This is a genomic window from Nonomuraea sp. NPDC001699 (assembly GCF_053596455.1).
This window is the reverse complement of record NZ_JBSFGF010000006.1, coordinates 50,680-68,056: the sequence shown is the minus strand read 5'-3', so window position 1 is coordinate 68,056 and position 17,377 is coordinate 50,680. Positions and strand designations below refer to the sequence as shown.

Below are 17,377 nucleotides of genomic sequence, written 5' to 3'. Positions count from 1 at the left end.
GCGGCGGCAGTGCGTCTGCCGAAATTGCGTCCGCCCAGGTCATGACCATGTGAGACCTTCGCGTGGCGGCGCGAACTCAGGGCCACCCGGGGGACAGAAACGCGTGCGACAGGATGATCAGTCGTGCTCCTTCGCCTGGCCTACCTCACCGTCACGAACACGGTCGCCGCGCTGCGGTTGCTGCCCTAAACGATCGGGACAAGGACGTGGCGATACTCGCCCTGTGCCACCAGATCACCGTCCTCCAACGCCAACTCGGCGCGGATGACTGCGTCTTCACCGTCGAGCTGGAGCTGGGGCCGGACGAGAAGGCGGTCCAGGGCGACGAAACGCGCCTGAACCTGAAGACCTGCCAGATGGAACCGGCCATCCGGCGCGACCAGCTTCTCAAGACGGACGACCCCACCACCGGGCTCACGAAGGAGACCTGGTGGGTGGACCCCATCAATCTAACGGTCAACGATGTGACGAATTTCGTCGGCTGGGACTGGAACGGCGTCAACTGCATTCAGCCCGGCTGGGGGAACGCCAACCATTCCTGGCTGACGACAACCGGCTGGTTCAAAGTCGCGGACAATTTCCAGAATCTCTACGGCTGCACCGACCACAGGTCGGAGCCGTATGCGCACTACGCGAACGGCCCGTTCTGCGGCGTTGCCGTCCCGCGGCCCACGTATATTATCCGAGGAATGTCGTGCAGGGCTGGTGGGACGGGAACCTGACCGGCCTCACCGATTCATATGCGGACTCCGGATGCAGTTTCCTGCTGTCTCGCCATTACAGGGTCATACGCACCTATAATTAGTGTCAGCCTGCGGCGTCGCCGAAGACTCCGCGAGAGACGGGTGATGAGCCGATGAGCCGATGAGTTCCGAAAGACGCTGGGTCGTCGCAGGGGTGGCCCTCGCGCTCGCCGGAGCCTTGTTCACGCTCATCATCCCGGTCTACAGAATCAATAATCCCACAGGAACTCATGCGTCCGACATCGACTGGACGAACGGCCTCCCGCTCTTCATTCCCGTCGCCATCTCGGCAGTCCCTCTCGTCGTTACGGGCAGGTACATGAGGTGGGCCACAACCTTGACTGCAATCTGTCTAGGCATCTGGTGCGTCCTCGGCCTCGCATCGGTCGGCATCTTCTACGCCCCCGCGTTTGTTTGCACGGTCGCCGCTGCCGCCCTTGCCAATCGAGGCCGACCTGCGTGACTCCGTGCGGGCCGCAGAGGTGATGGTCTTGAGCTCTCCGGCGAGCGCGCCGAGCACGAGGCTGTCCGGCCGCGGGACGTCGCCGCGGCCGACGTCGAGCAGGAGCAGGAAGCGGACGGGGGTGGCGGGCAGTTCCATCGGGCCCCGTCGGGGTGGGCGCGGCTCCTCGTCGTGCCGTCCCCCAGAGTTGCCGTAGGACGCCGCCGTCGATCGCCCATTCGGCGCCGGCTCGATGCCCCGCAAGCATCCTCCAGGCTGTGGATCAGCAGGGCCGGGCAGCTGGAGCCGAGCCAGTCGGGCCACCAGTCGCCGATCGGGGCCTCCCATGAGACCATCATGTCGTCGTGGTCGAACAGCAGCCCCACCCCTCGGGGTGAACGAGCTTCGCGCCGCCGGCGACACCACTCTGGCCGTCGGTGCCCGCGACGGTTTGCCGGCCCTGTCGCCCCAGGAACTGCAGATCGTACGCCTGGCCGCGGCAGGGCGGGCCAACAAGGAAATCGGCGCCCGGCTCTTCCTCAGCCCCAAGACCGTCAGCTACCAGCTCTACCGGGCCTTCCCCAAGCTCAACGTGACCAGCAGAGCCCAACTCGCCGGGCTCGACCTGACCTGAGCAGGCTGAATGCAGAAATCAGCGGTAGAGCCTTCGATCATGAGAACCGCGATGTACGTCAGCCGCGCGCGGCACTCACGTACGGGACGCGGGCCGCCTGGGGTGGCGCTACGCCACGTCGAACTCGTTTCCCTCCGGGTCAGCCATCGCCACCGCATAGTGATCGACTCCGGGCTGCGACAGCACCCGCACCACGGACGCCCCTGCCTGGACCAGCCGCTCCACCTCGGCGTCCACCCGCGCCCTCCGGGTCTCCAACGGCACGTCCGCCCGCTTACCGCCCACCTTCACATCCAGGTGGAACCGATTCTTGACCGTCTTGGCTTCGGGCACCTGCTGGAACCAGATCCTCGGGCCGTGCCCCTCGGGATCGATGATGCTGTCGCTGCAGTCGCCCTCGCCCAACTCATCCTCGGGCACGCCGATGCTGAGCCAGTACTCCCGCCATGTGCCGAATTCGTCCGGTGGCGGCTCCACCGTGTACCTCAGCGCGCTCGCCCAGAACCGGGCCATGAGGTCGGGCGAGGCGCAGTCAATGACCAACTGGTAGGAAACCATGGCAACCATCCTGCCCGGGCGCCATGGCCACAACGGACCCGCAGGCACCGACGCCTCCGAACCGGCCCTCCCTCACGCCGCAGTTCCTGGGACCCGACCACCCCGTGCAACCGAACTCCGCGTACCGGCGCTAGGGAACGGCCTTGAGCAGCCAGAGCTCGTTCTCGTCATGACCGGGTTCGAACTGCACCACGCGTGCGCCCGGGTCGGTGGAGGCGTTCGCGACTGCCAGAACCTTGCCCGAGTGCTTGGCGATGAGCCGGTAGACGCCCGCCTCGTGCTCCTTGAGGTACCAGATCTGACTGGGACTGCCGTTGATCCCCCACTGCATCGCGAAGTCGGAGTTCTGGCTCGCCAGAGTGACGTCGAGGGCCTTGCCGGAGTGTTCGGCGATGAACTTGTAGCCGCCCTCGGCGGGTTCCAAGCGGAAGATCTGATTGGCCCGGCCGTGGGGGGTCCACTGAATCACCCAGCCCCCGTCGGACATGTCGCATTCCATGATGTCGAGGGCGAGCCCGGACTTCTTGTTGATCAGGGTGGCTCGGGCCGGGATGTCCATGGAGGTCCTCTCGGGCTGGAGCAGGAGGTGGCGATGTGCCGCCTTGCCTCCATAAGAGACGATTGTGCATGGGAAATCACCCTTTGACCGTGACCGCTTTCGGACAGGGTTTCCGACCGCACCTGGTCGTACCACCACTGGAACAGCTCGGCGCTCGGCGACGAGTCCGGCCCCTCCCCCGCACTCCAGCCGATGTCGCGGCCGGGCGCGGCGACACGATCCCGGTCCGACCCGGGCCACCGGGTCACGCGAGCTTGAGCAGCAGTTCGGTGAGCTCGTCCGGCATGGTGATCATGCAGTCGTGGCCCGTCGGCAGTTCCCACACCTGTGCGGGGCTGCCGTTGGGCTGCGTCGCCGGGACGGGCCGCCGCGTGATGCCCTCCGGCACGCCCGCGACGCAGTGGATGTGCGTCCGCGGGATCGCGTGCGTGACGGGGTTGTCCAGCCGGACCGGCTGCTGGAGGCAGAGCGCCGGCTGGTCCGACAGCATCGCCCGCAGCCAGGCCACGTCCGCCGGGTCGGTGACCCCGAACAGGCCCAGGGGCGGCGGCAGCTCGGGCATCGGCGGGATCCGCCAGCCGGTCCCGGACTGCGCGGCGCGGTCGATGAGGGCCTGGGTGACGGGCTGCACGTCCACCGCGCTCTCGCCGTCCTCCGGGACCATCGCGTCGAGGTAGACCAGGTGGGCGACGCGTTCCGGGATGCGGTTGGCTACGGAGGAGATGACCAGCCCGGCGTAGCTGTGGCCGACCAGGATCACGTCGGTGAGGTCGTTCGCGGTGATCAGCTCGACGACGTCGCCGGCGTGGGTGTCCAGTCCCACCTCGGGGCCGAGCAGATGGGCCTTGTCACCGAGGCCGGTCAGCGACGGCGCGGCCGCCTGATGCCCGGCCGAGGTCAGGAGCGGGACCACCCGCTCCCAGCATCGTCCGCTGTGCCAGGCCCCGTGCACCAGCACGTACGTTGACATGTGCGGCTCCTTGCTCATCAAAGGGGTGTTCGTTCCCGAGTGAGGTTTCCGCTCGTCCGCCGGCGCAGCCAGAGCCCTCGCGATCCTGGGGGTGAGGGGGCCAGGCACGCGCCGAGGTGCGCCGTTACCGTGGTGCGCATGGGCGGCGAATCCAACCTTCTGGGCGAATACGTACGCGCCCGCCGGGAGCTCGTCACTCCTGAGCAGGCCGGCATCCCTTCCGTGGGCGTACGGCGGGTGCCGGGCCTGCGCCGGGAGGAGGTCGCGATGCTCGCCGGCATCAGCGCCGACTACTACCTGCGCCTGGAGCAGGGCCGCGACCGCAACCCGTCCGCGCAGGTGCTGGTGTCCCTCGCGCGCGTGCTGCGGCTCGACGACGACGCGACGGCCTATCTGCTGCGCCTCGGGGCGGGCGATCCCCGGCGGCGACGGCGGCGGCCCCGCAAGGAGAGCGTTCCCACGGGCATCGCCAAGCTCGTCGCCGCGCTCGCGCTGCCTGCGTACGTGGAGGGCCGCTCCTTCGACGTCCTGGCCGCCAACGCGCCGGCGACCACCCTGTCGCCGCGGCTCGCGGCGGGGCGCAACCGCCTGCGGGACGTGTTCCTCGACCCCGCCGAGCAGGCTCTCTACCCGGACTGGGAGAACGCCGCGCAGGGCATGGTCGCCGGCTTCCGCAAGTCCGTCGGCGCCGACATCGACGATCCCCGGTTCGTCGAACTCGTCGGCGAGCTCTCCCTCGCCAGCCCGCTGTTCAGCAGGCTCTGGGCCCGTCACGACGTGAACACGTGCGAAGGCGCGGCCAAGCGCCTCGACCATCCCCAGGTGGGTGAGCTGTGGCTGAACCGGGAGAGGCTGGGCGTGAGCGGCGCGGCGGGCCAGACGCTCATCGTCCTGCACCCCGACCCCGGCACCGGCAGCGCCGAGAAGCTGGCGCTCCTCGCCTCCGTCACGCCTTCCCCGTAAATCACCCAGGGGCTCGCCGACCGGCTCGGCCGCGCGCATCCGCCGCTGGAGTTCGGCCTGCGCGTCACCGCCGCCGGCCGGCGCCGCCTGCCGTGACTCAGGCGGAGGGGCGCAGGCGGCGCTCGGCCGGTGGGATCAGCAGCACCTCCAGCGCGCGGGCGCAGGCCCGCGCGTGCGCGGCGAACCAGTCGATCCGCGCGTCGCTGATGACCAGCGGCGTGGAGCGCACGGCCAGCGCGTAGCGGACGTGGTTGTGCCGGTCGAGCACCGGCACCGCGACGGTGCGGATGCCGTCGCCCGACTCCCCGTCGTTGAGCGCGTACCCCGACTCGCGCACGCGGACCAGCTCCTCGCGCAGTTCGGCGTGGTCCACGATGGTGCGGCCGGTCAGCGCCGGCAGCGGGCCGAGCGCCTCCAGGTCGGCGCTGCCCTCCGGGTCCCAGGCCAGCAGCACCTTGCCCAGCGCCGTGGAGTGCAGGGGGCGGCGCAGCCCGGCGCCGCTGTCGGGGTTGAGCGAGCCGCCGCTCAGGATGACCGCGTGCCGGTCGTTGCGGACGGCCAGGTCCACGGTGGCGGAGGTGATGCGGGCCAGCTCGGCCAGTTCGGGGGTGATGCGGTGCAGGCCGCGCCGGTGGAAGGAGAGCTGCCCCAGCTCCGTGATGGACGGCCCCAGCCGGTAGCGGCCGGTGCGCGCCTCCTGCTCCAGGAAGCCCGTGGCGGCCAGCGTCCTGGCCAGGCGGTGGGTGGTCGAGGTGGACAGCCCCATCCTGCGCGCCAGGTCGGACAGGCCGAGCGAGGCGTCACCGCCCCCGAAGCAGCCGAGCAGGCCGATCGCCCTGCGCACCGACTGGACGCTGTCGTCTGTTGCCATACGGGAAACTCCGTCTTCCGAGTAGGGAGATCGGGGACCAGGTGGAAGCCGGTCCAGCCGGGAACGCTTCCCGCATCGCGGGACAATCTTTGCATTCCCTACCAATTTACAAGCAAACTCTGGCCCATGACCACAGCCGCACTCGACGCCATCTGGTTCACCCGCTGTCCCGTCCCCACCGCCACAGGCATCGCGGCCGACCAGGGCTGGCTGGCGGGAGAGTTCGCCGGCGACGGGATCGAGGTCCGCTCGCTGCAGGACGACGACCCCGGCGTGCCCCGCGAGACCCACTACACCCACGCTCTGACCGGCCTGTTCCGCGAGGGCGGCAACGTACCGGCGCTGTGGGCGCGCTCGCGCGGCGAGGCGACCAGGCTCATCGGGCTCACCTGGATCGAGGAGCGGCAGGTCGTGCTGGTGCGCGGCGGCACCGCCCTGGAGAGTCCCGAGCAGCTCAAGGGCCTGCGGCTGGCGGCGCCCCGGCACCGCATCGCCATCGACTTCTGGCGGGCCATGGCCCTGCGCGGCTTCCACGGCGCGCTCTCCCTGGCCGGGCTCGGGCTCGGTGACGCCGAACTGGTGGACGTCGAGGCCGAGCCAGACGGCGGCCAGTGGGAGGCGGAGCTGGCCGCACTGGCCGCCGGCCGGGTGGACGCGGTCTACGTCAAGGGCGCGCTCGCCGTCGAGGCCGCCCTGCGCCACGGCGCGGAGGTGGGCATCGACCTGGACGCCGTGCCGGACCGGCGCGCGCGGATCAACAACGGCACCCCCCGCCCGATCACCGTCCACCAGCGCCTGCTGGACGAGCATCCGCAGGTGGTCACCCGCTTCCTGGCCGTCCTGCTGCGCGCCGCGGACTGGGCCGCCGCGCACCCGTCCGAGGTGGCCAGGATCCTGGGCGCGGAGACCGGCGCCGGCGCGACCGGCGTGGCCGCGGCCTACCGCCCCGGCGCCTCGCTCCACCTCGACCTGTCCGCCGAACGCCTCGACCTGCTGGCCGAGCAGGAGCGCTTCCTGCGCGGCCACGGCTTCCTCGAATCACCCGTGGACGTCGCCGCCTGGGCCGACCACACCCCGCTCCAAGGAGTCACCCATGCGTAAGCTGCTGCTCGCCCTTCCGCTCGCCCTCCTGGCCACGGCCTGCGGCGGCCCGGACACCACCACCACCGCCGCCGGCCAGGAGCAGGTCGTCGTGCGCATCTCCGACCCCGGCAACAGCGGCTTCCTGGCCGTCGCGAAGAAGGACGGCAGCCTGGACGCGGCCCTGGCCAAGGTCAACGCCAAGGTCAAGTGGGCCGGGGACTTCTCCGTGTTCGCCCCGGCCGCCCAGGCCATCAACGCGGGCTCGCTCGACATCGCCACCGGCTCGATCACCTCCGGCGTCACCGCGCTGGCCGTCAAGCCCAGTTTCAAGATCTTCGCCACCGTCCCGCCCGACCTGGCCGGGGAGGGCATCGTGGTGAAGAAGGACTCGCCGATCAGGTCCGTGGCCGATCTGGCCGGGCGCAGCGTGGCCGTCGGGCACGGCGGCACCAGCGAGTACCTGCTGCTCAAGGCGTTGCAGACGTTCGACGTGCCGGTCGAGAAGGTCAAGCGGGTCTATCTGCCGCCGCCGCAGACCGCGCCGGTCTTCGGCTCGGGCGAGGTGGACGCCTGGTCCACCTTCTCCACCTTCCTCATCCCCGCCGTCACCCAGCTGGGCGCGCGCGTCCTGGCCGACGGCGAGGCGATCAAGTCGGACAACTACGTGATCTACGTGGCCGCCAACAAGCTGCTGCAGGAGCATCCCGAGGTGGTCAAGGCGCTGTTCGCGTTCATCGAGGAGGGCAGCGCCAAGGAGATCGCCGATCCGGCGGCGTACCTGAACGTCTTCACCCAGACCGGCCCGCAGGCCGTGCAGGGCGAGCAGAAGGAGCTCGTGGTCGGCATCCAGAAGAAGGGCAGGCCCGCCCAGGCGGTCACCGCCGCCGAAATCACGAAATATCAGGACGTGGCGAGGTTCTTTCTCGACCAGAAGGTGCTCACCGCGCCGCTGGACGTCTCCCAGCACGTCGTGGACGTGAACACGCTCGGGAGCGCGCGGTCATGAGCGTGGCCACTCACGCGGAGGCCGGCGTCGAAGGGCTCGTCGCGCCACAGCCGCCGCGCTCGTCCGGCCGCCACCCGGCCGTCACGCTCGCGCTGCGCGCCACCGGCCCCGTCCTGCTGCTCGCCGCCTGGTACGCGGCCACCGCCACCGGCGCCCTCACCCAGGACGTGCTCGCCGGCCCTCAGGACGTCGTCGACACCTTCGGCGAGCTGTGGGCCGACGGCCAGCTCCCCGAGGCGCTGCGCGTGTCGGTCACCAGGGCCGGGCTCGGCCTGCTGCTGGGCGCCTCCACGGGGCTGGCGCTGGGCGTCGTCTCCGGCTTCACCCGGCTCGGCGAGGAGCTCGTCGACTCCTCGATGCAGGCCCTGCGCGCCATCCCGTTCCTGGCGCTGACCTCGCTGTTCATCGTCTGGTTCGGGATCGAGGAGGCGTCCAAGATCCTGCTGATCGGGGTGGCCTGCACGTTCCCCATGTACATCAACGTCTCCAGCGGGGTGCGCAACGTGGACCGCAAGGTCGTCGAGGCGGCCCGCTCGTTCGGACTGGGCCGGCTGGCCGTCGCCCGCGAGGTCGTGCTGCCGGGCGCGCTGCCGTCGATCTTCGCCGGGCTGCGGTTGTCCACCACGCTCAGCGTGATCGCGCTCATCGCCGCCGAGGAGATCAACGTGACGGCCGGGCTCGGCTACCTCATGGCCCGGGCCACCGACTACCTGCGCACCGACATCCTCGCTCTGTGCGTGCTGCTGTACGCGGTGATCGGGCTCGCCGCCGACCTGGCCCTGCGGCTGGCCGAGCGGGTCACGATGCCCTGGCGCAGGGCGGTGACGATCCGATGAGCCTCGCCGTACGCACCCGGGGGCTGCGCAAGGTCTTCGGCGAGCGGGCCGTGCTCGACGGGGTGGACCTGGACGTGCGGCGCGGCGAGTTCCTGGCGCTGCTCGGCGCGAGCGGCACCGGCAAGACCACGCTCCTGCGCATCCTGGCCGGGCTGGACGCGGCCGGCGGCGGGAGCGTGCTGGTGCCGCCGGTGCGCACCGTCGTCTTCCAGGAGCCGCGGCTCGTCCCGTCCAAGCGCGCCCTCGCCAACGTGATCATCGGGCAGGGCCGCGCCGCCCGCGCCAAGGGCCTGGCGGCCCTGGCCGAGGTGGGGCTGAGCAGCCATGCCGACGCCTGGCCCGCGACGCTGTCCGGCGGTGAGGCCCAGCGGGTCGCGCTGGCCAGGGCCCTGGTACGCGAGCCGGAGCTGCTGCTGCTCGACGAGCCGTTCGCCGCGCTGGACGCCCTGACCCGGCTGCACATGCAGGACCTGATCGCCGAGCTGTGCGCCCGGCACCGCCCGGCCGTGGTGCTGGTCACGCATGACGTGGAGGAGGCGATCCTGCTCGCCGACCGGATCGCGGTGCTGCGCGCGGGCACGTTCGTCACCGATGTGCGGGTCGAGCTCGACCGGCCGCGCGACCGCACCGACCCCGACTTCGTCGAGCTGCGCCGCCGGCTCCTCGCCGACCTCGGCGTGGACGCCCACGCGGGAGCGGCGCCATGACGGCGCCCGGGAGCAGTGCCGTGAGCAGGGCCATGACGAGGGCCATGACGGCGGCGGGCTGGATCGCCGAGAACGCCGCCGCGCTGACCGGGCTCGCCGACCGGATCTGGGCCTACGCCGAGCCGTCGCTGCGCGAATGGCGCTCGGCCCTGGCCACCGCCGCGCTCCTGCGCGCGCACGGCTTCACGATCGCGTGGGGCACGGCCGGCCTGCCTGCCGCGTTCGTCGCCACCCACGGCGACCGCGGGCCGGTGCTGGGCTTCAACGTCGAGTACGACGCCCTGCCCGGCCTGTCCCAGCGGGCCGGCGCGGCCCGGCACGAGCCGGTCGCGTTCGAGGGCGACGAGTACGCCCCCGCCTACGGCCCCGGCCACGGCTGCGGCCACAACGCCCTGGCGGCGGCGTCGGCAGGCGCGGCCATCGCCGCCGCCACGGCACTGGGGAACCGGGCCACGATCAAGGTGTTCGCGTCCACCGGCGAGGAGCACCTGGTCGGGAAGGCGTACGCGGTGCACGACGGCGCCTACGACGGGCTGGACGCCTTCCTCGACTGGCACCCCGCCCCCGTCACCGGCACCGGCTGGGACGTCACCAGCGCCCTGTACTCGGCCACGTTCTCCTTCCTCGGCTCGCCCGGCCACGGCTCGAACCCGCTGGGCACCCGCAGCGGCCTGGACGGCGCGCTGCTGCTGACGGAGATGGTCGAGCGCCTGCGCGCCGGCCACGTCTCCCCCTCCGGCCGCGTCAGCTACACGATCAGCGGCGGCGGCGCCCCCAACGTCACCCCCGACCTGCGGACGGTCTGGGTCTACGTCCGCGAGTCCACGGCCGCCGCCGCCAGGACCCTCTACGACCAGGTCGTGACCTGCGCCCACGCCGCCGCCGCCGGCAGCGGGACCCGGCTGGAGCACCGCCTGGTCACCGCCATCCGGCAGGGGCTCGGCAACCGGGCGGGCGCCGAGCTGCTGCACCACACGATGAGCGAGCTGGGGCCGCCGGTGTTCACTGACGCCGACCACGCGTTCGCGCGGCGGCTGCAGGCGGCGATCGGCCGGCCGCCCGCCGGCCTGGCCGGCAAGGTGCTGCCGCTGCGCCCGCCCGCCGGTCCTGACCTCGGCGGCCCGTCCAGCGACACCTCCGAGGTGAGCTGGACGGCCCCGCACCTCAGCCTGGTCGCGGCCGTGGTGCCGCTCGGGGTGCCCCTGCACTCGTGGGCGGCCACCGCGGCGACCGGCACCCCGATCGCACACGCCGGGCTGCTGGCCGCCGCCCGCTACCTGGCCACGGCGGCGGTCACGCTGGTCGAGCAGCCCGAGACGCTCGCGGCGGTCAGCGCGGAGTTCGACTCCCGCGAGCGGGAGCCCGCGCTCCTGCCGGCCGGCGCCGAGCCGCCGTACCACCTGCCGCCGCCCGGATTCCTCGACGAGACGGGCCAGTCGCCGCGGCCGACCCGGACGCCGCCCGTGTCCGCTGAACCCCTAGGAAAGATCTGACATGTCCGTCCTGCTCATCTCCGGCAGCCCATCGGCCGCCTCGCGCACCGTACGCCTGCTCGACCACCTGGCCGGGCGGCTGGACCGGCCCGCCACCGTACTGCGCCTTCGTGACCTGCCCGCCGAGGCCCTGCTGCGCGGCGACACCGCCCATCCCGAGCTGGCCCACGCCACCGCGCAGGTGGCCGCGGCCGACACGATCGTCGTCGCCACCCCGATCTACAAGGCGTCCTACACCGGCCTGCTGAAGGCGTTCCTGGACGTCCTGCCGCAGGGCGCGTTCGCCGGCAAGACGGTGGTGCCGATCGCCACCGGCGGCACCCCCGGCCACCTGCTGGCCGTGGACTACGCCCTGCGCCCGGTGCTGAGCGTGCTCGGCGCGCGGCACGTCACGCGCGGCCTGTTCGTGCTGGACAGCCAGATCGAGCCGCTGGCCGGGGAGCTGCTCCCGCGCATCGACGCCCTGCTGGAAGAGGTCCCGTTGGGGGCGGCGGCATGACGGCGCACCGCACCGCGCGCTTCCACCTGGTCCTGCCCACCACGAGCCCCGCCCCCGCCAAGCTGCCGGCCTTCGTCACCGACGTGCGGCCGGCGCTCACCGACCCCGCCGGGCGGGCCGCCGTGGCCGCGGACCTGTCCGGGTGGGCGGGCGCGCTCTCGCCCTTCGACCCCGCAGGCCAGGAATCTCTCGCCGTCGCCGCCAACGCCCTGCGCCGCACCCGCCACCTGCGGGTCGTGGCCGAGTTCCACCCGGCCGTGGCCACCCCGGTCTACGCGGCCAAGCTCTCGGCGTCCCTGCAGCGTTTCTCCGCCGGACGGCTCGGCTGGCGGCTCGCGGTGGATCTGGACCCGGCCGTGGCCAGGGCGCAGGGCGACTTCCTGACCGGCGCCGCCCGGTTCGCCCGCGCCGACGAGTTCCTCACCGTGGCCAAGGGCGTCTGGGGCGGCGGCCCGTTCGACTTCGCCGGGGACTTCTACGAGGTGGTCAAGGGCGGCTTCGGCGCGCCGCTGTCGTCCCCGCCCTTCCCCGAGGTGCACCTGTCGGGCGTCTCGCCCGAGGCCCTGGAGCTGTCGCGCCGCCACGCCGACGTGCACGTCTTCGTGGCCGGTGACGACCTGGCGGCCCTCGTCCCCGAGCTGCCCGGCCTGCGCTACGGCGTGCACCTGCCCTCGATCGAGGCCGCCGACGAGTACGCCGCGCTCGGCGTCACCGAGTTCTTCCTCCAGACCGAGGACGTCTACCGCCTCGGCGAGCACGTGAAGGAGCGGTCTGTTGACCGTTGACATCTACTGGCGCATTCACATGGAGGGCGACCAGCCCTCGCTGCGCCGCCGCGTCCGCAGCCGAGGCGGTTTCGCCCCCGGCGGCACCGCCCCCGGCACCAGGGACGGCCGGGACGACGGCTACAGCCACGCCGACTACATGGCCGAGGTCGCCAGGGCCGCTGAAGACAGCGGCTTCACCGGCGGGCTGCTGCCGAACTTCCCGCACACCGACGACCCGTGGGCCGCCGCCGCGACGCTGGCCCGCGAGACCACGTCGTACCGCTTCATGGTGGCCTTCCAGCCCGGCTTCCTGCACCCCGTCCAGGCCGCCCGGATGACGGCCACGCTGCAACGGGCCACCGGCGGCCGGATCGTCTACAACGTCATCTCCGGCGGCGGCGGCCCGGCGCAGCTGTGGTGGGGCGACAAGGTGGACCACGACGACCGCTACGCCCGCACCTCGGAGTTCCTGGACGTGCTCAAGGGAGTCTGGCAGGGCGGGCACACCCACCGTGGCCGCTTCTACCAGGTGGAGAACGCCGGGCTGCCGGAGGAGCTGGCCGGGCAGCCGTTCCCCGAGATCTTCTTCTCCGGCTCCTCCCCCGCCGCTATCGACGCCGCCGGACGGCACGCCGACTACTACCTGTCCTGGCTGGAGCCGTTCGAGGCGCTGGAGGAGAAGTTCGACGCGGTGCGCGCGCACAGTGCCACGCCGCCCCGGTTCGCCGTGCGGGTGGACCTGCTGGCCCGGGAGAGCGAGGAGGAGGCGTGGGCGGAGATCGAGGCCGGCTGGCGGGCCCGGCCGCGCGAGAGCGACGCCGGCGAGGGCGACTCCGTCGGCGTGCGACGCAGCCGCGCCTTCCTCGCCGGAGCCGGTGACGACCCCCGCGCCCTGGAGGTCGCCCCCCACGTGTGGGGCGGGTTCAGCCAACTGCGCGACGGCCCGGCCTTCGGCCTGGTCGGCGACTACCACCAGGTCGCCGACCGCCTCGACCGGCTGCTGGACCTCAGGGTGGACGCCCTCATCCTGGCCGGGATCCCCCATCTCGAAGAGGCCCGCCGCGTGGGCCGCCACGTTCTGCCGCTACTGAAAGGACGCTCCTGATGACCACCAAGGTCGGCTTCTTCCCGCAGAACAACACGCTCTGGGTGGCCCGCCACCGCGACCTGCTGCCCGGCGTCGAATGGGTGGACCTGAACGCCCTCGGCCGGGACGAGCGCGTCGATCCCACCCGGGCCCTGCCGTCCGCACACGGCGACCACCTGTTCGACGGCGGATACGACTTCATCGGCACCGGCTCCACGCCCCCGGTCACCGCCCAGGCCAAGGGGCACGACATCGTGTACGTGGCGATCTCGGGGCCGCGGGTCGAGAACGGCCGCCTGGTGGTGCGGGACGACTCCCCGATCAGCTCGGTGGCGGAGCTGAAGGGCAGGCGGGTGGCGCTCGGGCACGGCTCCTGGCAGACCACCCTGCTGCTGCTGGCGCTGGAGCGGGCCGGGCTCGGGTGGGGCGACATCGTCCCGGTGGACGCCTACGGCAACGCCGCCGAGCTGCTGGTGAACGGCGACGTGGACGCCTGGGTGGGCTCCTACCCCTACCTGACGCCGGTCGAGTCGCGCACCCGGACGCTGGTGGAGACCGAGGGCCTGTTCAGCCACCGCTCACTCTGGTTCACCCGCCGCGACTTCGCCCAGGAACGGCCGGAGGAGCTGGCCAGGATCGTCACCGCGCTGCAACGGGCGGACAACTGGACGGAGGAGCACCCGCGCGAGGCCGCGGCCCTGTTCGACGGCGACCTCGACGCGTGGGAGCACGCGCTGCGCACCCGCCCGTGGGGGCTGCACCCGGTCAGCGCGGAGTTCGTCGCCGAGCAGCAGCACGCTGCCGACCTGTTCCACGCCAACGGGCTCATCCAGCGGAAGATCACGGTCGCGGACGCCGTCCTCCCCGAGATCGGCGAGCTGGTGACGCGAACCCGGTGACTTCTGTCCTCTCCGCCGCCCACGCGGCAGCGGAGAGGTTTCCTGGATCAGTCGCGTGCTTCGGGCGGCACGTAGGCGAAGGTGGGACCGGCGCCGCCGGGCAGCGCCATCAGGGCCTGCGCCTGGGCCCTGAGCGTGAACATGGTGCGGGTGGCGTCCGTGAGCCGCTTCGGGTCGCCGTTGAATGCCTGCTCCAGCAGGTTCAGCAGGGTGCTGTAGGTGGTGTCGAACAGATCCTGCGCCGCCCGTACGGCACTGCCCGGCTCAGCGGGCCGCGGGTTGGGTGACATCGGCAGCACGCCGTCTGGGTCGACGCCGACCTTCTCCCCGGTCGGGCCGGTCTTCGGGGTGTCGCCCCGCTGGTAACGGCGGCCGAGCTTGAGCTCCTGAAAGCGGTAGTAGTGGGCGACCTCTTTCCGCTCGGGGTGGAGGACGTCCTGGTCGCCGTCCCAGACCTCGCCGCGGGCGTTGCCCTCCCCCTGCTCGACGATCTCCTTCAGCGCGCCGAGCGCGGACTCCAGATCCTCGACGGCGAACAACGATCCGGCAGTGTGACGGAAGTGGGCGCCGCTCACCTGCCGGGCCGGGTCGCCGCAGAACACCTCCTTCTCGCCGAGCGTTTCGCACAGATGGCGCAACCCCTGCTCGATCGCGGCGTAGAACTGCCCGATGGTCTCGTAGTCGTCGTCCTCCGGCGGCGCGCCGGGCGGCGCGGGCCGTTCCAGGCGCAGGAACATCTCCAGCGCCTCCGCGCCGAACGGCACCAGCGACACCTCCACATCACCGTGGGGCAGCTTGCGCGGGTGCGGCGGCAGCATCTCGGGCGTGTCGAGCCGCGGCGTGCCGCCGACGGCGTTGAGCAGGTTCGCCGCCAGCGCCAAGTGCAGCATCTCCTCCACGAAGACGCCGCTCACCACCTCCACAGCCGCCGGGTTACGCTCCGGATCCAACGAGTACAGCGCCGTCAAGTACGGCGGCAGCGTCGCGTGCTCCAGCTCGATCGCCCACTGCAGGTGCTCACGCAGGCTGCCGAGCGTGCCGATCCGAACCGGTCGTTCATGGTTCATTCGTGTCAAACCTCGGGTTGTTGGCATGGCGGATCGGACCGCCGGCCGGTGAGCCGGCGGCCTGGTTCGATCCTGGGATCAGGCAGCGACGACGGCAGCCGGTGCCGTCACGCTGCGGATACGTCGCCGGGGTTCAGGACGGGCGTGGCGCGCGGCGGTCCTTGCGCTGGGCCAGCTCGGCCTCTTCCACCAGCGTGAACATCGGCCTGCCCGGCTCGCACAACATGGTGACCGTGAACCGTACCGGGACATCGTCGCGATTGTTGCCGTCCTGGTAGTGGATGACGTCGCCACCCGGCTCCCAGAACGCCTCGCCGGCGCGGATCACCCGCTCCGGCTCTCCTTCCAGCTCCATCAGCATCTCGCCGTCGAGGACGACGCCGAAGGCGGGACCCGGGTGGCGATGCGGCGGCGCGCCGGGGTCTCCGGGCGGGTACTCGATGACCACGGTCATCGCGTGCGCGCCCTCGGGGATGAACGGAGGCTGCGCCTCCTGCAGCACGGTCAACGCCGTCTGCCACGCGGTCGATCGCGGCTTGTCCATCGCCCCGCCCTACTTCGCGTCGGACTGGTCGAGCCAGTCCTTGTAGGTGATGGTGCCGAGCTGCGCGCCGTCAGCGGGCACCAGCGACCGCTCGCCGAGCACGCTGCCGAAGTAGCGCGCCTGCGGGTCGACGACGACCTCGCGGGTGTCGCCCCAGGCGGCCAGCGCCTTGCGGAAGAACTCGTCCATCTTGTACTGGGTCGGTCCGGCGATCTCGATCCGGCCGTTCAGCGGCGTCCCCACCGCGGTCCTGCCGACCGCCTGGGCCACGTCGTCGCCCGCGATCGGCTGGAACAGCACCGGCGCGATGTGCACCTTGCCGTCGATCGTGCCCTCGTCGGCGATGCCGCGGGCGAACTCGAAGAACTGGGTGGAGTGCATCAGCGAGAACGGGATCCCCGACTTCTCGATCAGCTGCTCCTGGGCGATCTTCGCCGCGAAGTAGCCGTTCTCCGGCATCCGCTCGGTCCCCACGATCGACACCGCCACGTGATGGCCCACCCCCGCGGCCGCCTCGGCCGCCAGCAGGTTGCCGGTGGAGGTCCGGAAGAACTTCATGACGGCCTCGCGCTCGAACGAGGGCGAGTTCGACACGTCGATCACGACCTGGGCGCCCTTCAGCACCTCGGCCAGACCTTCCCCGGTCAACGTGTCGACGCCGGTGTTCGGCGACGCGGCCACGGCCTCGTGGCCGTGCTCGCCCAGCTTCTTCACCAGCTTCGACCCGATGAGCCCGGTCCCGCCAATCACCACGATTTTCATTGCTGGCACCCTTCTGCCTTCTGGGCGCTGTGGTGCGCCCCGTCGTCAGCTAAGACAAGGCAGCCCCCCTCGGTTGTGACAGGCGGCCTCGTGTTCGAGGAGGAGCGTGGTGACCTGCGTGGCCGCTGGCCCGCCCGGGGGAGGAGCTGCCGGCGGTCACGGCGACGCGCGTGGAGTAGAGCGACCTGAATTCCACCCCGTCGTTGTCGGGTCAGTGGAGAGGATCTGGTCGTGCACCGGTATGCCCTTCAGTGCCAACGCTGGAGTTTGTCAGGGTTCAGGATGATCCACACCGCCGTGACCTCGGCCCCGGCCACGCTCACGCTGACCACGGCCACGGCCTTGCCCGCCCGCCGCAGCACGAGCCCCGTCCTGCCGTTCACCGATCCGATGGCCGGCTCGGTGCCTGGCTGATCGATCAGCAACGCCGTGACGACCCGCGCGACCGCGTCCGCACCGTAAGTCGGCCGTACGGCGACGCGCACCTTGCCGCCGCCATCGCTGACGACGGTCGCGTCGGCGGCCAGGACTTCCCGCAGCGCCTCGGTGTCGCCCGCCTGGCAGGCCGCGGCGAACCGGCGGGCCACCCGCTCGTGCCTGGCGAGCATCTCCGGGCCGTACCCGGCCTGGTGCGAGGCCGGGTACGGCACGGGCTGAGCCCGGGTCACCGGGCCTCCAGGCACGTGGTCGGGGTCGGCGACGAGCTCCAGGCAGATGCTTCCCGCTGTCCGCGTCAGCCAGGCGCGCGGCACCGCGATGGCGGCGCGCTCCTCCTCGTCGAGGGCGTACCAGCGGCGATAGGTCTCCTGGACGACGTGGTCGGCCGTGGTGTCCGAGCCGAACATGCACAGAGCGATCTCGAGCAGGTGCTGCCGTTCGTCGAGCAT

General features: G+C 71.7%; 21 protein-coding genes. 12 read left to right on the top strand and 9 right to left on the bottom strand.

Annotated features, from left to right (window positions below):
* Positions 1 to 206: 206 nt before the first annotated feature.
* Positions 207 to 722: a hypothetical protein gene (locus tag ACWCSU_RS19710; protein ID WP_449936514.1), complete on the top strand. Its 516-nt coding sequence runs from the start codon at positions 207 to 209 to the stop codon at positions 720 to 722.
* A 373-nt stretch (positions 723 to 1,095) separates the two neighbouring features.
* On the opposite strand, the gene ACWCSU_RS19705 is transcribed toward ACWCSU_RS19710, so the two are convergent.
* A complete protein-coding gene (locus tag ACWCSU_RS19705; RefSeq protein ID WP_449936512.1) occupies positions 1,096 to 1,344 on the bottom strand; it encodes a hypothetical protein in 249 nt (82 codons plus the stop codon).
* Between the two features lie 235 nt (positions 1,345 to 1,579).
* Between ACWCSU_RS19705 and ACWCSU_RS19700 the strand changes: the two genes are divergently transcribed.
* On the top strand, positions 1,580 to 1,819 hold the full coding sequence (locus tag ACWCSU_RS19700) for a helix-turn-helix domain-containing protein (RefSeq protein ID WP_449936509.1): 240 nt from the start codon (positions 1,580 to 1,582) through the stop codon (positions 1,817 to 1,819).
* A gap of 108 nt (positions 1,820 to 1,927) precedes the next feature.
* Here ACWCSU_RS19700 and ACWCSU_RS19695 read toward each other — a convergent pair whose 3' ends face one another.
* From ACWCSU_RS19695 to ACWCSU_RS19685, 3 genes are all read right to left on the bottom strand, one after another.
* A complete protein-coding gene (locus ACWCSU_RS19695; protein WP_449936507.1) occupies positions 1,928 to 2,377 on the bottom strand; it encodes a VOC family protein in 450 nt (149 codons plus the stop codon).
* A gap of 130 nt (positions 2,378 to 2,507) precedes the next feature.
* Positions 2,508 to 2,936, bottom strand: coding sequence for an RICIN domain-containing protein (locus ACWCSU_RS19690; RefSeq protein ID WP_449936505.1), 429 nt, complete (start codon positions 2,934 to 2,936; stop codon positions 2,508 to 2,510).
* A gap of 244 nt (positions 2,937 to 3,180) precedes the next feature.
* Complete coding sequence (locus tag ACWCSU_RS19685; RefSeq protein WP_449936502.1) at positions 3,181 to 3,906, bottom strand: alpha/beta fold hydrolase; 726 nt, start codon at positions 3,904 to 3,906, stop codon at positions 3,181 to 3,183.
* A gap of 138 nt (positions 3,907 to 4,044) precedes the next feature.
* On the opposite strand from ACWCSU_RS19685, the gene ACWCSU_RS19680 reads away from it, so the two are divergent.
* A complete protein-coding gene (locus ACWCSU_RS19680; RefSeq protein ID WP_357700213.1) occupies positions 4,045 to 4,869 on the top strand; it encodes a helix-turn-helix domain-containing protein in 825 nt (274 codons plus the stop codon).
* Positions 4,870 to 4,966: 97 nt separating this feature from the next.
* On the opposite strand, the gene ACWCSU_RS19675 is transcribed toward ACWCSU_RS19680, so the two are convergent.
* Positions 4,967 to 5,740 (bottom strand): IclR family transcriptional regulator, encoded by a 774-nt coding sequence (locus tag ACWCSU_RS19675; RefSeq protein ID WP_357700211.1) that lies wholly within the window; start codon positions 5,738 to 5,740, stop codon positions 4,967 to 4,969.
* 126 nt (positions 5,741 to 5,866) lie between these two features.
* On the opposite strand from ACWCSU_RS19675, the gene ACWCSU_RS19670 reads away from it, so the two are divergent.
* Genes ACWCSU_RS19670 through ACWCSU_RS19630 form a run of 9 tightly spaced genes read left to right on the top strand, consistent with a single transcriptional unit; the run spans position 5,867 to position 14,117 of the window.
* Positions 5,867 to 6,841, top strand: coding sequence for an ABC transporter substrate-binding protein (locus ACWCSU_RS19670; RefSeq protein ID WP_364099012.1), 975 nt, complete (start codon positions 5,867 to 5,869; stop codon positions 6,839 to 6,841).
* Positions 6,834 to 7,829, top strand: coding sequence for an ABC transporter substrate-binding protein (locus ACWCSU_RS19665; protein ID WP_449936498.1), 996 nt, complete (start codon positions 6,834 to 6,836; stop codon positions 7,827 to 7,829). Before ACWCSU_RS19670 ends, ACWCSU_RS19665 begins: the two co-directional genes overlap by 8 nt.
* Positions 7,826 to 8,665: an ABC transporter permease gene (locus ACWCSU_RS19660; RefSeq protein WP_357700205.1), complete on the top strand. Its 840-nt coding sequence runs from the start codon at positions 7,826 to 7,828 to the stop codon at positions 8,663 to 8,665. The genes ACWCSU_RS19665 and ACWCSU_RS19660 overlap by 4 nt, the downstream gene beginning before the upstream one ends.
* A complete protein-coding gene (locus ACWCSU_RS19655; protein WP_125629991.1) occupies positions 8,662 to 9,372 on the top strand; it encodes an ABC transporter ATP-binding protein in 711 nt (236 codons plus the stop codon). Before ACWCSU_RS19660 ends, ACWCSU_RS19655 begins: the two co-directional genes overlap by 4 nt.
* Before the next feature lie 20 nt (positions 9,373 to 9,392).
* Positions 9,393 to 10,865 (top strand): hypothetical protein, encoded by a 1,473-nt coding sequence (locus ACWCSU_RS19650; RefSeq protein WP_449936494.1) that lies wholly within the window; start codon positions 9,393 to 9,395, stop codon positions 10,863 to 10,865.
* A gap of 1 nt (position 10,866) precedes the next feature.
* Complete coding sequence (gene ssuE, locus ACWCSU_RS19645) at positions 10,867 to 11,364, top strand: NADPH-dependent FMN reductase (RefSeq protein WP_357700197.1); 498 nt, start codon at positions 10,867 to 10,869, stop codon at positions 11,362 to 11,364.
* Positions 11,361 to 12,149, top strand: coding sequence for an LLM class flavin-dependent oxidoreductase (locus tag ACWCSU_RS19640; RefSeq protein ID WP_449936491.1), 789 nt, complete (start codon positions 11,361 to 11,363; stop codon positions 12,147 to 12,149). Before ssuE ends, ACWCSU_RS19640 begins: the two co-directional genes overlap by 4 nt.
* Positions 12,139 to 13,236 (top strand): LLM class flavin-dependent oxidoreductase, encoded by a 1,098-nt coding sequence (locus ACWCSU_RS19635; protein WP_449936488.1) that lies wholly within the window; start codon positions 12,139 to 12,141, stop codon positions 13,234 to 13,236. The genes ACWCSU_RS19640 and ACWCSU_RS19635 overlap by 11 nt, the downstream gene beginning before the upstream one ends.
* Positions 13,236 to 14,117 (top strand): ABC transporter substrate-binding protein, encoded by an 882-nt coding sequence (locus ACWCSU_RS19630; RefSeq protein WP_357700192.1) that lies wholly within the window; start codon positions 13,236 to 13,238, stop codon positions 14,115 to 14,117. The genes ACWCSU_RS19635 and ACWCSU_RS19630 overlap by 1 nt, the downstream gene beginning before the upstream one ends.
* Positions 14,118 to 14,164: 47 nt before the next feature.
* Here the strand turns inward: ACWCSU_RS19630 and ACWCSU_RS19625 are convergent, their stop codons facing one another.
* The 4 genes from ACWCSU_RS19625 to ACWCSU_RS19610 form a co-directional block, all read right to left on the bottom strand.
* Entirely contained in the window at positions 14,165 to 15,184 is a 1,020-nt protein-coding gene (locus tag ACWCSU_RS19625; RefSeq protein WP_449936485.1) for a ferritin-like domain-containing protein, read from the bottom strand.
* 133 nt (positions 15,185 to 15,317) lie between these two features.
* On the bottom strand, positions 15,318 to 15,728 hold the full coding sequence (locus ACWCSU_RS19620) for a cupin domain-containing protein (RefSeq protein ID WP_357700189.1): 411 nt from the start codon (positions 15,726 to 15,728) through the stop codon (positions 15,318 to 15,320).
* Between the two features lie 9 nt (positions 15,729 to 15,737).
* Entirely contained in the window at positions 15,738 to 16,490 is a 753-nt protein-coding gene (locus ACWCSU_RS19615; protein WP_449936481.1) for an SDR family oxidoreductase, read from the bottom strand.
* Positions 16,491 to 16,738: 248 nt separating this feature from the next.
* Complete coding sequence (locus tag ACWCSU_RS19610; RefSeq protein WP_449936478.1) at positions 16,739 to 17,377, bottom strand: hypothetical protein; 639 nt, start codon at positions 17,375 to 17,377, stop codon at positions 16,739 to 16,741.

Bases quoted from the DNA above. Each gene is read 5' to 3' on its own strand.
- ACWCSU_RS19705 (WP_449936512.1), bottom strand. From the start codon at position 1,344: ATGGAACTGCCCGCCACCCCCGTCCGCTTCCTGCTCCTGCTCGACGTC.
- ACWCSU_RS19695 (WP_449936507.1), bottom strand. From the start codon at position 2,377: ATGGTTTCCTACCAGTTGGTCATTGACTGCGCCTCGCCCGACCTCATG.
- ACWCSU_RS19690 (WP_449936505.1), bottom strand. From the start codon at position 2,936: ATGGACATCCCGGCCCGAGCCACCCTGATCAACAAGAAGTCCGGGCTC.
- ACWCSU_RS19685 (WP_449936502.1), bottom strand. From the start codon at position 3,906: ATGTCAACGTACGTGCTGGTGCACGGGGCCTGGCACAGCGGACGATGC.
- ACWCSU_RS19680 (WP_357700213.1), top strand. From the start codon at position 4,045: ATGGGCGGCGAATCCAACCTTCTGGGCGAATACGTACGCGCCCGCCGG.
- ACWCSU_RS19675 (WP_357700211.1), bottom strand. From the start codon at position 5,740: ATGGCAACAGACGACAGCGTCCAGTCGGTGCGCAGGGCGATCGGCCTG.
- ACWCSU_RS19670 (WP_364099012.1), top strand. From the start codon at position 5,867: ATGACCACAGCCGCACTCGACGCCATCTGGTTCACCCGCTGTCCCGTC.
- ACWCSU_RS19665 (WP_449936498.1), top strand. From the start codon at position 6,834: ATGCGTAAGCTGCTGCTCGCCCTTCCGCTCGCCCTCCTGGCCACGGCC.
- ACWCSU_RS19660 (WP_357700205.1), top strand. From the start codon at position 7,826: ATGAGCGTGGCCACTCACGCGGAGGCCGGCGTCGAAGGGCTCGTCGCG.
- ACWCSU_RS19655 (WP_125629991.1), top strand. From the start codon at position 8,662: ATGAGCCTCGCCGTACGCACCCGGGGGCTGCGCAAGGTCTTCGGCGAG.
- ssuE (WP_357700197.1), top strand. From the start codon at position 10,867: ATGTCCGTCCTGCTCATCTCCGGCAGCCCATCGGCCGCCTCGCGCACC.
- ACWCSU_RS19640 (WP_449936491.1), top strand. From the start codon at position 11,361: ATGACGGCGCACCGCACCGCGCGCTTCCACCTGGTCCTGCCCACCACG.
- ACWCSU_RS19630 (WP_357700192.1), top strand. From the start codon at position 13,236: ATGACCACCAAGGTCGGCTTCTTCCCGCAGAACAACACGCTCTGGGTG.
- ACWCSU_RS19625 (WP_449936485.1), bottom strand. From the start codon at position 15,184: ATGAACCATGAACGACCGGTTCGGATCGGCACGCTCGGCAGCCTGCGT.
- ACWCSU_RS19620 (WP_357700189.1), bottom strand. From the start codon at position 15,728: ATGGACAAGCCGCGATCGACCGCGTGGCAGACGGCGTTGACCGTGCTG.
- ACWCSU_RS19615 (WP_449936481.1), bottom strand. From the start codon at position 16,490: ATGAAAATCGTGGTGATTGGCGGGACCGGGCTCATCGGGTCGAAGCTG.
- ACWCSU_RS19610 (WP_449936478.1), bottom strand. From the start codon at position 17,377: ATGCTCGACGAACGGCAGCACCTGCTCGAGATCGCTCTGTGCATGTTC.